At 58.4% G+C, this 12,953-nt stretch carries 12 protein-coding genes; 1 reads left to right on the top strand and 11 read right to left on the bottom strand.

What is annotated here, in order from left to right:
• Nucleotides 1-5: 5 nt before the first annotated feature.
• Both lnt and QP904_RS00320 read right to left on the bottom strand, forming a co-directional pair.
• A complete protein-coding gene (gene lnt / locus QP904_RS00315) occupies nucleotides 6-1,535 on the bottom strand; it encodes an apolipoprotein N-acyltransferase (RefSeq protein WP_200287499.1) in 1,530 nt (509 codons plus the stop codon).
• Complete coding sequence (locus QP904_RS00320) at nucleotides 1,535-2,137, bottom strand: FxsA family protein (RefSeq protein WP_023021564.1); 603 nt, start codon at nucleotides 2,135-2,137, stop codon at nucleotides 1,535-1,537. The genes lnt and QP904_RS00320 overlap by 1 nt, the downstream gene beginning before the upstream one ends.
• Nucleotides 2,138-2,222: 85 nt before the next feature.
• Here QP904_RS00320 and QP904_RS00325 point away from each other — a divergent pair, with 85 nt between their 5' ends.
• The gene (locus QP904_RS00325) at nucleotides 2,223-3,011 is read left to right on the top strand and encodes a precorrin-3B synthase (RefSeq protein WP_259824516.1); all 789 of its coding nucleotides are present in this window, start codon (nucleotides 2,223-2,225) and stop codon (nucleotides 3,009-3,011) included.
• A 14-nt stretch (nucleotides 3,012-3,025) separates the two neighbouring features.
• Here the strand turns inward: QP904_RS00325 and QP904_RS00330 are convergent, their stop codons facing one another.
• The 9 genes from QP904_RS00330 to QP904_RS00370 form a co-directional block, all read right to left on the bottom strand.
• On the bottom strand, nucleotides 3,026-3,772 hold the full coding sequence (locus QP904_RS00330; RefSeq protein ID WP_284835342.1) for an SDR family oxidoreductase: 747 nt from the start codon (nucleotides 3,770-3,772) through the stop codon (nucleotides 3,026-3,028).
• Complete coding sequence (locus QP904_RS00335; protein ID WP_284835343.1) at nucleotides 3,773-4,900, bottom strand: M24 family metallopeptidase; 1,128 nt, start codon at nucleotides 4,898-4,900, stop codon at nucleotides 3,773-3,775.
• A gap of 32 nt (nucleotides 4,901-4,932) precedes the next feature.
• Nucleotides 4,933-7,749: a DEAD/DEAH box helicase gene (locus QP904_RS00340; protein WP_248098264.1), complete on the bottom strand. Its 2,817-nt coding sequence runs from the start codon at nucleotides 7,747-7,749 to the stop codon at nucleotides 4,933-4,935.
• A gap of 21 nt (nucleotides 7,750-7,770) precedes the next feature.
• Nucleotides 7,771-8,865, bottom strand: coding sequence for a twin-arginine translocase subunit TatC (tatC, locus tag QP904_RS00345; protein WP_023021559.1), 1,095 nt, complete (start codon nucleotides 8,863-8,865; stop codon nucleotides 7,771-7,773).
• A 108-nt stretch (nucleotides 8,866-8,973) separates the two neighbouring features.
• Complete coding sequence (tatA, locus tag QP904_RS00350; RefSeq protein WP_023021558.1) at nucleotides 8,974-9,237, bottom strand: Sec-independent protein translocase subunit TatA; 264 nt, start codon at nucleotides 9,235-9,237, stop codon at nucleotides 8,974-8,976.
• A 97-nt stretch (nucleotides 9,238-9,334) separates the two neighbouring features.
• Nucleotides 9,335-10,291: a helix-turn-helix transcriptional regulator gene (locus QP904_RS00355; RefSeq protein ID WP_049378140.1), complete on the bottom strand. Its 957-nt coding sequence runs from the start codon at nucleotides 10,289-10,291 to the stop codon at nucleotides 9,335-9,337.
• Nucleotides 10,292-10,293: 2 nt separating this feature from the next.
• Entirely contained in the window at nucleotides 10,294-11,280 is a 987-nt protein-coding gene (locus QP904_RS00360) for a helix-turn-helix transcriptional regulator (protein WP_023021556.1), read from the bottom strand.
• A 38-nt stretch (nucleotides 11,281-11,318) separates the two neighbouring features.
• Nucleotides 11,319-12,698 (bottom strand): Pup--protein ligase, encoded by a 1,380-nt coding sequence (gene pafA / locus QP904_RS00365; protein WP_193393080.1) that lies wholly within the window; start codon nucleotides 12,696-12,698, stop codon nucleotides 11,319-11,321.
• A 38-nt stretch (nucleotides 12,699-12,736) separates the two neighbouring features.
• The gene (locus QP904_RS00370; RefSeq protein WP_023021554.1) at nucleotides 12,737-12,928 is read right to left on the bottom strand and encodes a ubiquitin-like protein Pup; all 192 of its coding nucleotides are present in this window, start codon (nucleotides 12,926-12,928) and stop codon (nucleotides 12,737-12,739) included.
• Between the last annotated feature and the right edge of the window lie 25 nt (nucleotides 12,929-12,953).

Below are 12,953 nucleotides of genomic sequence, written 5' to 3' on the forward strand. Positions count from 1 at the left end.
AGTGTTTATGCTCCTACGTATGTATCTGTGCCGGAGCGGCGCGGGGTGCGTCGCAGGCGGTTTGTGCGCAAAGCTACCAGTGCGCAGACTGTTCCAATAATAACCATGAGCCATTGCAGGGGCGAACCAAACCTAACGGAAAAGGTCTCGCCGCTACGCAAGGGCAATTGCTCCACGAGAGCGGCCGGCGTGAAAATTTCCGTGGACTGGCTGACGCGGCCATCGGGGTGAACAATGGCAGATACTCCAGAGGTCGCCGCCACCACCACGGCTCGGTCTGTTTCCATCGCACGCAACCGGCTCATGGCCAATTGCTGGTAGGTCATTTCAGAGTAGCCAAAGGTGGCGTTATTGGTTGGCGTAGTAAGCAATTGTGCGCCATTTTTGACCGATTCCCTAAAGGCGTTGTCAAAGGAGACTTCATAACACGTCGCCACGCCTACCGGCACGCCCCCCATTGAAACCACACCTGGACCATCGCCGGGTTTGAAGTCCCCGGCAAGGTCCACATAGTCAGAAAATTTGGCAAAGAAATCCCGCATGGGCATGGTCTCACCGAAAGGCTGCAGGTACTTCTTATAGTGGTGGTCCCCTACCGCGTGGCCAGGAGCAAAGACCTGCATTGTATTGCGGGCGCCCACGTCATCGCGCGTAGCGGTGCCAACCAGAACGGGGGCATCAATCGCATCAACGGCACCACTGATTGCCGCGGCTGCCCTACCGTCATGGAAAGGATTGATATCGGATGAGTTTTCAGGCCAGATGACAAGGTCGATGTCCTTGTCGCGCGCGGCCAGCCTCTTCGTTTCGGCCACATGATTATTGAGAACCGCTTGGCGCTGCCCAGCAAAATCTAGGCCCATGCGAGGTACGTTTCCTTGAATGGCAGCAACCTTTGCTTCACCGACAATGGAGTCGTCGCGGTTGATGCTCAAGCCCGCTACCGTCGCGGTCGCAAGGGGAAGAATAACTGTCACCAGTGCGACGGCCTTGGCCTTCCACCCGCGTTGAATCACCAAGGCGGCGATTCCGCAGCCACACAGTACTGTGGCGACGGTGATAAGCGAGGTGCCACCCCACGGAGCTAGCTTGGCTAGCGGCCCGTCGATTTGCCCCCAGGCCAGTTTGACCCAGGAAAAACCACCGAAAGGTAGAGAAGAACGCAGTGCCTCCACCGCGAGGTAAACGAACGGGAAAGCAATAAAACCGTACTTCCACCGTGCAACCGCGGCGCCGCCAAAGCCCAGCAGGATGGCGTAAATCGCAAGCCATACTGCCAACGCAATATACGGCCCGCTTCCCACCAATTCACCGATCCAGGGCAAGGTGAGAAGATAGAGCACGAGTGAATGCGCTACCGCGAGTAGTGCGCCCAGACGGGCGGAGACGTGCCTAGTTCCCCAAGGCATCAAACTCACATAGAGCAAGCCCATGCCTGCGACTGCGGCCCACCACCAGCCGCGGGGCTCAAGGGCGGCATAAGTAAGCAGACCAGAAAGGCCCGCCACTAAAAGGCGGGCAAGGATAGGCAACACTAGCTCTTGCCGCCCTTAGTCTCGCCACCGGCAGGGCCAAAGTCATCCGGATCTAGGTTTTCAGTCCACCGGCGAATCTCTTCCTCATCCAAGACCTCATGTGGGCCAGCGTCCTGAGTACTCGGGTGCCCGCTGTGTGCGGCTTGTCCGCGGCCGAAGGAGCCAAAATCGCCATACGTGTCATGCTGCTGCGCCATCGGGGTTGCCTCGTAGATCTTGACACCCATATTCTCGATCTTGCGGTACAAAGACGCTGCCATAACTGTGCGGATGATTGCACGGGTGGGCGAGAAAATAAGTAGGGCGCCGAGAATCGTGGTTAGGAAGCCAGGCAAGGAGAGCAACATGCCGCCTACCAAGGTAAGACCTACGTTGCTGGCAGTCTTGCCCATATTGCCGCCGCGGACAACGTAAGTGCCGTCTCCTGTGCGCTCGACCTGCTTTCCCATCAAGCGCCGGACTTCAATGCCGGCGATGGACATTCCGAAAAACATGGTGACAAAGAGCGCGATTAGCGCCCAACCAACACCGATCCATGTGGATACGGCCCAGAAAGTCAGGGTTTCTGCGACCATGTAGAGAGCAAAATAGAAAAACGGCATGGCCTCAGTTTAACGAGGCAGACTGAAAATGCGCTGGCAACACTCGTGAACTATGCTGCAGCCGCGGCAGGTTAAACTGGTGCGCATGTTTACTCCTGCGCTTTTCGACGACCCTCAGTACGGCACGTGCACCCGCATCCACGTTGCCGGCGGCAGCACCCACGCCCCAGATTGGGCAACTTTGGCAGAATGCGCCAGTGCTTGCGCGGATGGATTTGTGTACATCGACCGGTTTTCTGCCATCGAGCTGCGCGGAATTACGGATGCGGAGGCGCTTAAGCGGCGGCTCCAGGGCCTGCATCTACATGCCGCCACGGTGCCGGTGCTGGCCTCACCCCTATCGGCAGCGGCCAAGCAGGCGGCCCAAGACATTGCGGCTGAACTGGGTGCGGTAGAAGGTGGGCCAGGTCTTGCAGTCATCGCGGAAGAGGATAACTTGCCCGCGGGTGCCGCTGGTGTGAGCTTAAACATCGACAAGGATGGTTCTTTGTACCTTGGGCGCTCCCCGCTTGTCGACACCCCTACTGCCCCACTTACCCCACACGCCGCCGCCCGTCATTATGAGGAAGCACTCCAGTGCGCGGAGGCCGAGGAACACACAAGCTCCGCCCTGGCAGAACCCGGCCCCATTGGCTGGCTGGATGAGCATCTGCCTGCGGGCATCGTTGATCTGGGCGCAGGCGTTCATAAAGGCGCAATTCCAGCCGAGTTTGCACAGCTCATTGGGCAGCTGGAAGTAGACATCACCGTCACCCCTTGGGGCGGATTAGTCTTTCACAATATCGCTGAGGGCGATGCCGAGGTGGTTCTGCGCGTACTCGCCCCGCGTGGATTCATCTTCGACATCAACTCCCCACTGCTCCGCGCACACTAGCAGGATCGCAGACTCTAGCGTGGCATGTGACGCCAGATTGGGCGCGGCACGAGGCGCATGATCCACGCTAGGCCCTGTAGAGCTCTGGGGATCCAGATGGTGCGCGAACGCGGTCTCCCGCGCCGTGCATCGTGGTCTATGCAGCTGACCACGGCCTCGGCCACATCCTCTGGACGCACCGAAAGCGGCGCCGGTTTCATTCCTTCTGTCATGCTGCCAATCACGAAGCCGGGGCGTGCGGTAATGAGTCCTAGCCGACTGCCGTGCAGCTTATCGGCCAAACCTTGACAGAAGGCGTCAAGACCAGCCTTGGTAGAACCGTAGACGTAATTCGCTCGACGGGCCCTCCACCCTGCGATCGAGGAAAACGCGATGATGTGGCCGCGCTGCATGCGCTCAGAAACCAAGGTGAGCAGGGAAATCTGCGCCGCGTAATCAATCGTGGCGATGTCGACCGCGTGGGAAGCATCGCGTTCCGCTCGCTCCTGGTCACCCAGGATGCCAAAGGCTACAACCGCAATCTCCAGAGGTCCTGCTAGCTCTATCGCGCGATCGACAACTCCAGCATGGGACGGAAAATCTGCGGCGTCGAAATCAAGCAAGTGCACGCTGCGCGCGCCCGCCGCCCGCAACTGCTGTTCTCTACCGTCCATTCCGTGGGTGCCACGAGCAGCGAGCACAATGTCCTTACCGGGAGCCACCCGCCGAGCTATTTCGCCGCCGATATCACTGCGACCGCCAAGTATTAATACGCCAGCCATTTAACGGACTTCACGCGGAGCTAGGTTAAGGGACTCGTAGCCATCGCTAGTAAGCACCACGATATCCTCCAAACGCATGCCCCACTTGCCTTCCACGTAGATGCCCGGCTCAATGGAAAAGGCCATGCCTTCTTCCAATGTGAGGTCATTGCCTTCCATAATGAACGGCTCTTCGTGAGTGGATAGGCCGATGCCATGGCCAGTGCGGTGGACAAAGTTGTCGCCCCAGCCGGCTGCAGCGATTGCCTTGCGGGTAATGGCATCGATCTCTGCGGCGGTGCTACCGGGGTGGGCTGCAGCGCGGGCGGCTGCTTGGGCGTCGGCAAGCACGGCATAAGCATCCTGAAAGTCCTGCGGTGCCTTGGAAACGTCCCCGCCGACCACGTAGGTGCGGGTGCAATCGGAGTGGTAACCGGAAGGCAGAGTGCCGCCGATATCGACGACGACTGGCTCGCCCTCCGCTAACACACGGTCCGAGAAACTATGGTGCGGGTTGGCGCCGTTCGGGCCCGAGCCGACAATCACGAAATCGATAACGGTGTGCTCTTGCAAGATGAGCTCTTCCAATTCCTGAGCCACCTCCGCCTCGGTGCGGCCCGGCTGGAGGAGTTTTGGTACCTGTGCGTGGACCGCATCGATGGCCTGGCCAGCCTTGCGCAGCTCAGCAATCTCAGCTTCATCCTTGCGGGTAAAAAGCTCCGCCAGCGCGTAGGTAGCCAACTGATAATTGGCTTGTGGGATTAGATCCTGAAAACGCAGGACGTGGTCTGCAGTCAGCGACTGCCCCAGGGCCACATTGTTTAGAGCAGCGCCTGCACCATCTAGTGCTAGCTCATAGGGATTATCGCCGTCGTTCCAACCCCGCAGCTCTACATCCAGCTCTCCTACTGGAGCCGCCTTGATATCGGTGATATCGGTATTAGGCGCTGCGATCCACGCATTGCCTTGCTGCGGCACGACCAAAACGGTAAGGCGCTCGTGCGAGGAAACCCAGGAGCCAGTGAGATAGGCAAAGTCTGGACCCGTACCGATGAGGAGCAGATCGATGTCCTTGTCCTTAGCGGCCTGTTGGGCGGCCTGCAGGCGCTGGGCGTAGACATCAGCGGAAAAAGTCTGAGTAACAGTCATGTCCCAGAGTCTACTCGCCCAAGCCGCGGCCTCTAGGCGCCGATGGCTACCACACCGCGCTGAATGGCATCGATAGCCCGACGGGCATTGCGCTGAATCTCGCCGTCATAGCCGGTCTTCGCCACCTGCTGCAGGAGGTCAATGACCTGCCGGCACCAGCGGACAAAATCACCGGGGGTAAGTTCGGCGCCGGCTTCATTAGCGGCAGCCATGCAATAGCCCAAGGGGGCACCGGCTGCCCATTGGTGGACGGCCAGGGCGAAACCAGCCTCCGGCTCACGAGTAGGCGGCAGACGGTGGCGCTGCTCATCGGCGGTGAGTTCGGTATAAACGCGCCACGTGCCATTCATGGCATCGGCCATGCGCTCGGTAGCTGCTTCCGGCTGCCCACTGGTAGCCTTGCGGTTTTCGAAGCAGCACAAGGAGGCAACGCCAGCAAGCTCCGCCGGATCCAGGTCATCCCAAATGCCGCGTTTGAGGCATTGCGCCACGAGCAGATCGGATTCGCTGTGGATTTTGGCTAGACGCTCGCCTTCCTCAGTAATTACGGGCGTGCGTTCGGAACCTACCCCGGTGAACTCGACATAGTCCATCTCTGCCAGAAGGTCTACAATGCGCTCGAAGGTGCGGCCCAAAGTATCTGTAGCCTTATTTACCTTGGACTGGAGCTTGTCTCGGTCACGCTCGCGCCGTGCGAGCTTTTGTGCCAAGCCCGCCAGCTGCTCGCGGTCGGTGGCCGGCCACTCGTGCGCGGGATGAGCGCGTAGCTGATCGCGCAACTGCCCTACCCGCTTATTGGGCCGAGTACGGGGCTGCGACTTCATTCGCTTGGGGCGGTCGAAGTGCTCTCGGTGCAAGACATCCTGCACATAACGGGTATTGCGCCGCGGATTCTTGCGTACCGGCTTGGGTATTTTAATGCGCCCCACCTGAATGGGAGGGTTATTGATCCCAGCGGCGTCGATCCGACCAGACCACCCAGATTCCGTGGTAATCCACGGGCGGGGATCCGCGGTCTGGTTAGCGGGCGTGACAACCGCAGCGAGAATAGGGCGCTTCTTGCCAGGCATGGCAATAACGTCGCCTAGCTGCAGGCGTCCCAGAACCGCGATTACTTCTTGGTTGCGTTGGTTAGCGCTATCGATTTTGGACTGCTTTTCTTCAGCGCTGAGTTCGCGGCGCAGGCGGACGTAGTCCATCAGTACCTCGGCGGGATCTTCCCCGTCTTTGGCAGGAGGTGCTAGCGACGCCACGGCATCATCCAGCTGGCTGCGCAGCTCGCGTACTCGATGTTCCGCGCGCTCAATTTCACGGGTTTCTTCCACCACCGAGCCATCCGCTTGGAACTGGGCAAAAGACTTCTCTAACAACCGAAGAGAGTCTTCGAACCCAAGCATGCCCAGCAAGTTGATTGCCATATTGTAGCCTGGAGCGAAGGTAGAAATGAGAGGGTAAGTGCGGGTGGAAGCAAGGCCGGCTACTTGACGCGGATCCATGGCGGGGGCCCATTGCACGACTGCATTGCCCAAGGTATCGATGCCGCGACGCCCCGCGCGGCCAGTTAGCTGCGTGTACTGGCCGGGGGTGAGATCAACGTGGGCCTCACCATTGAATTTGATGAGTTTTTCTAGCACCACGGTGCGCGCCGGCATATTGATGCCGAGAGCCAAGGTTTCGGTAGCGAAGACGGCGCGGACGAGGCCGCGTACGAAGAGGTCTTCCACGATGTGCCGGAAGGCCGGCAGCATACCTGCATGGTGTGCCGCGAAGCCCCGGGAAAGGGCTTCGCGCCAGCGCTTGAAGTCTAGGACCTGTAGATCTTCTTCGGGGATACCTTCTACACCAGCATCGACGATTTCTTTGATCTGCTGCGCTTCTTCTTGGGAGGTAAGCACCATGCGGCTGCGCAGACACTGATAGAGCGCGCCATCGCAGCCAGCGCGGGAGAAAATGAAGGTAATGGCCGGCAGCATGTCTTGGGACTGGAGTACTTTCAGTACCTCCGGACGGCCCAAGGGGCGATAGCGATCCTGCTGGCGAGAAGCACCGGAGCGTCCCCTTCCCCTTCCACGGAATTCACTACGACCGCCGCTCTTGTGGCGGGCGCGTGCGCGAAAACCCTTGCCGGACTTATAGTCTGCGCGACCGTCGTCGGTATCGCCGGCCTCAAGGCGCTGGATTCTACGCTCTAGCTCGGCGTTGACTTGTCCGCCGGATTCGGGTTCGAAAAGCGGATAAATCTTACGTCCCAGCATCATCCACTGGTCGAGCGGAACTGGGCGGTGTTCGGAAACGATGACGGTGGTATCGCCACGCACAGTGGAAAGCCAATCGCCGAATTCTTCCGAATTGGACACTGTGGCAGATAGACCAATGATGGAGACATGGTCTGCCAGGTTGAGGATTACCTCTTCCCACACTGCGCCGCGCGAGGCATCGGCCAAAAAGTGGATCTCATCCATGACCACATGGGTAAGGCGATCTAGTGCTGCGGATTCTGCGTAGATCATATTGCGCAGCACCTCGGTGGTCATAACGACGATCTCTGCATCGGAGTTGATCGATACATCACCGGTGAGCAAGCCGACGGCTTCCTCACCGTGCTCTTCCACCAAGTCGTGATACTTCTGGTTGCTCAACGCCTTAATGGGAGTTGTATAAAAGCACTTGGTACCTCGGCTTAATGCCAGCGACACCGCAAACTCGCCCACGATGGTCTTGCCGGCGCCGGTCGGCGCGCACACCAGCACACCGTGCCCGTCTTCCACGGCTTGGCAGCCCTTAACCTGGAACTCATCCAAGGGGTATGGCAGGGCTGCAGAAAAAGAATCCAGATGAGTTTCAGTCATGACTCCCCAGGCTACCCGTGCCTAGAGGACATCGTCGAAAAAGCCGCCGCTGTTCGACGAAGTCTCGGTGCCGCCGGTGGTCCACGTCTGCGGCTGCTGTCGCTGTGCCTGCTGGACTGGTTGAGAAACCGGCTGAGAAGGAGCGGGCGAAGGGTGTACCTGGCTTGGCGCCGCGACGGGTGTAGGCCCGCCGACCGCTCCTGGTCCTGCGCCGAGCGGTGAGGCAGCCTCGTCGTCAAGGTCCATCCACTCAGGGCGCTGGCGTTGGACGCGCTTATCGTGGATGCGGCAGAACTGGAATGCAATCTCCAGGAGGAAGATTAAGGCGCCGGCGAGAACCAACATCGAAAAGGGTTCCTGGCCTGGGGTGACAACGGCGGCGAAAATCATCACGACGACAATAATGATCCGCCGTTTGTCCTTGACATGCTCATATTCCAGCACGCCAATAAGATTGAGCGACACAATGAGCAGGGGGATCTCAAAGCTGATGCCAAAGATGAGCAACAATGCCAAGAGGAAGTAAAAATAACGTTCACCTGTCAGCGCTGCGGTTTGATATTCGACACCGATGCCCATGAGGAATTCCAGACCAACGGAGAGGATGAAATACGCCAGCACTGCGCCGGCGAGGAACAAGCTCACCGCAGCGGTGAGGAAGCTCAAGGTGTAGCGTCGCTCGTTCTTATGAAGGCCAGGAACCACAAAGGCCCACACCTGATATAGCCACACTGGCGAGGACAATACCGTGCCCGCCAAGGCGCCTACCTTCAAACGCAGCAGGAGCATTTCAAACGGGCTGGTGGCTAAAAGACGGCATTCGCCATCCGCGCTGAAAGAGGCGCGCTTATCCGCTGGTAGAGCACAATAGGGGCCACGGAGAATCTCGCCAAGCGGGGAGATACCAAACGGAGCTTGTTGATACCAGATAAAACCTATGATCGCCCCGACGACCACCGCTAAAACAGCGATGATGACGCGGCGGCGCAGCTCCTGCAGGTGCTCCACCAAGGTCATTTCCCCGGTAGGGTTCTTCGGCTTACGGGAAAACCGCAGCTTCCCCTTCACGTTCTTGCTTGCCTTCGGGGCAGAAACAGGCTGTGACTGTGGCGACATCAGTGTGGCTCTTTCAACGCAAAGAAGCGAACACTTCCCTGCTACGCGGATTGCGAGGGCATATCCGCGCGCTGTAGAGGTGTTCGCGCAACGACGGGCTGGGGGCGTTTACTGCTGAGGGTTGGTGTGGTTCTGCTGGCCCGGCTGCATGTCTGGTCGGTTCCAGAATTCCTCATCGGACTGCTGCTTCTGGTTCAGCTGTGCCTGCGCCTGGGAACGCTGGGTATCCTCGGACTGCATCTCATTAACCTCAGATTTGAAGATACGCATGGAACGGCCCATGGAACGTGCCAGATCCGGCAACTTCTTTGCACCGAATAGCAAGACGATAACGAGAACGATTAGGCCGATTTCCATAGGTCCTAGGCTCATGGAGAAACCTCTTTCAACTAGTGCGCCAGCATGCCGGGCAGCGGTACTTCCGGAAAATCTTCCAGCGGGCGGGCGCAGTTAACGGGCAAGTAACTGGCTATTGAGTATAGCCGCTCAAAGCGGTGTTTCCTCGTTCCGCAATGAGCTTAACCACGGATTGAGGAGCCACTACCCGCAACCTATCAGCTTGACCCAAGGCAAAGCGAATAAGCCAATCTACTGATCCCATAGGCATCGTTGCAGCTATTTCCCCATTTCCCAGGTCTTCGCCCAGCCGCATATCGTAGTATTCGGCCAGCCACGTGAATTCTTGGTGAATTGCTAATTTCACGGTGTCCGCGTTGCCCAAATTAAAGGGTGAAGCGGCATCAAAATCGAGGTCCTTCAGGTGCGGCTGCGCCTGCTCTTTTTCCATATGAGCGTTCCTAATGCGGTCGATCCGGAAGGTGCGATGGGCTTGCTTTGCTTCTTCCCATGCCGCCAGGTACGGCTCAGAATCAACGATGAATATGCGCGCCGGATCCACTAGCCTCTCGGATTCTGCATTAGACGAAGCACTCCAGTAGCGCAGCCGCACCCGCTTTCGTTCATTGACCGCTTGGGTCAAAAGCGCCTGAATATCCGTTTCTTCAGGGGCTGGAGTAGACAGCGAATCGTAGATAGCTGCAGTCTTTTCATCCATGATGCCGCGCAGTTTAGCAGCGGCGGATTCGACCGCGTGGGCATCGATAAGCCCCGGCATGGCCTGCAGGGACTCTAAGGTAAGGAGCAAGGCGCCGGCCTCGGTGGGGGTAAGGCGCAGAGCTTGGCTTAAGCCTTGATCATTGTGGATGGTTACCCCATCGCGGTAGCTGAAGCTGAGATCAATGAGATCTTCAGTATTGCGGCCCGTGCCGGAACAAAATAGACGATCGAGGGCCTCCTTCAGCTCACCGGGCTCCATTCCCAAATCCGTAGCCGCTTCCATGGGCGTTTTGTCGGGGTGATTTTTAAAGTAAGGAATCAGGTTCAAAGAGCGCACGAGCGCCTGGAGCTTTTGCGATGCATCGGCCATAGCTAGCGTCCTTCCTGCCGTTGCGCGGCGGCGCGCAGAAGAGAAATGACCTCCTGGCGCACCCCGCCAGGTTCGACCACCTGTACCTCTGGCGCGTACCCGGCCGCTGTGCGCACGAGCCAATCCTTATCCACGTTGCGCAGCATTACTGTGCCATCAGGCTGCTTCTCGCCCGCATCCATTAACTCCTGTGCCTTTCCCACCGGAATAATAAGCCGCGCGTCTACCTTTTCTCCGCGCTGCAATGCGCGCTCTACCAAGGCCTGCAAGGTCTCTGTTGGGACGGTGTGTTCTGCGGGATGATGTGAGCGTTTGATATCGGAGACACGAAGCGCACGAAAGACACGTGGGGCGCCGCGGTCCACATCGAAACCCACGATGTAAATGTGGCTATCACGGTTGACCACTCCCCAAGGATCCATCACGCGGCGTACTGGCTTAGCGGCCGGGTTTGCGCGGTAGGAAAAAGTAATGCGCAGTCGGTTGCGCACCGCAGCGAGGACAGAGGTAATAACTTCCGGGGCGAGGCGGGTGATGTCATTGACTGCTGTGTACACCGGCGCGCCGGAAAGGTTGCGCGAGGCGCCGCTGGCGGCAATCTTGGTCCACCCAGATAAAGAGAAATCGCTTAAGCCTCCCGTGGTACCCATTCCCCCTGCTATGCCTAAAACCATGGCCTCTTCCGGAGAAAATTCCACCGGCGGTAGCTGGTAACTACTCGCGTCAAGACGGTAGCGCGCGCCATCCTCACCACCGGAATGCACAATGGGCACCCCAGCGCGTTGGAGGGTCGCTATATCGCGCGCCAAGGACTTGGCAAAAGCCTCGCCCGACTTATCGCCGTACCCGGCAACGTGGCGACGAATCCATGCAGCGCTGCGATCAGGGCTACCGCCGGAGTTTGCCGCGCCTTGTAGCGCGAAGGAGAGGTTGGTGAGCCTTTCTACCGCCTCATCATGCCGTTTGGGCGTGGGGTTGTGTGCTGCCACGTGCTGTGTTGTCTCCCTGATATGACTCTATGGTGGATCTAGCTGTGGTGTGAACGCATATAGTCTAGCAATGCATCGACTCGTTCATCGTGGGCAATGAAGGGATCCAAAAGTTCCTCGGTTCGCGGTTCGGGCCGATTGACTTTCAGCCGCGTCCAATCAACGGTGACATTGGCGCCACAGTTACGCGCGGTAGCCAAGAACTGGCCGCGCAGCGCAGCGCGCGTGGTCGCCGGCGCTGTGTCCATCGCGCGTTCAATATCAGAATCCTCAATCCAGCGATCGATAAGACCTTTGCGCAGCAGTACATGGTAGAGCCCGCGTCCAGGACGGATATCGTGATAGGTCATATCAATCTGGGCCAGCTTAGGGTGGTCCCACTGCCCACCGAGCCGCGCACGGTAGCGCTCAAGCAGGGCGAGTTTAATGACCCAGTCGATTTCCCTGTCCACTTCGGAAAAATCTTGGGTCTCAATGGCGCGCAGGGTGCGTTGCCAGAGATCAACTACGCGCCGCATTTCGGAGGTAGGGGTACCAGCGTCTTCCCTTTCTTCCAGCCATTGGCTTGCGCGCATACAGAGCTGCTGTTGCACCTCCAGCGCGGTGACTGATCCACCTCCGCTAAGTGGTAGTTCGGTCGATCCCGTCATATCGCGCGCAATAGCGCGGATATGGTGAATCGGCTTTTCGATCTCATATTTCGGCAGCTCAAATCCGGCCTCCAACATTTCCAAAATGAGCAGCGTTGAACCTACTTTCAGCGCCATAGTTGGCTCGGCCATATTGGAATCTCCCACGATGACGTGCATGCGGCGGAAGCGTTTGGAATCGCCATGCGGCTCGTCGCGGGTATTGATGATGGGACGCGAACGGGTGGTAGCAGAAGAAACGCCTTCCCACACCTGGTCCGCACGCTGCGAGAGCAGGAATTGGGCGGGCTTATCGCCCTTAGCGGGTTGGACCATGCCGGCGCCGCAGATGAGCTGACGGGTGATGAGGAACGGCAGGAGCTCAAGGCCCAAGTCCTTGAGGACCATATGGCGGCTGATGAGATAGTTTTCGTGGCAGCCGAAGGAATTGCCAGCCGAGTCCACGTTGTTTTTAAAAAGGTACACCGCACGCGGGTGGCCCTCAGCGGCGAAAGTTTGCTCTGCTTGCTCGCCAAGCCGGTTGACAATGGCATCGCCGGCGCATTCATAGGCTAAAAGCTGGCTTAAACTATCGCACTCGGCGGTGGCTACCTCGGGGTGGGAACCGACATCGAGGTAGAGGCGGCTGGCATTGGTAGAAAAAATATTGGAGGAGGAATGCTCTTGGACAATGGGCCGGAAAAGCACGCGCGCTACCTCATCGGGGCTCAGAGTCCGTTCCTTCGAGCCCGCGCTGGTAGTTAGGCCATATTCTGTTTCAATGCCCATGATGCGTCGAGCAAAGACAGGGCGCTGGTCACTCACCCTTACTGCCCGCCCTTTTGGACATAGGAGCGCACGAATTCCTCGGCGTTATTTTCTAGTAGCCCGTCGATCTCATCGAGGAGTTCATCGGTGCCGGTTGTATTGATGCTGAGCTGCGTGGAGGTAAATTCCTCGTCGCCAGCGGAGTTATCGCCGCCATTACCGCCGGTGACCTGAGACTGGTGAGTGGACATAGGTGGGAAATCCTTTCTGTGGATC

The sequence above is a fragment of the Corynebacterium nasorum genome (assembly GCF_030229765.1).
Classification (GTDB): domain Bacteria; phylum Actinomycetota; class Actinomycetes; order Mycobacteriales; family Mycobacteriaceae; genus Corynebacterium; species Corynebacterium kefirresidentii.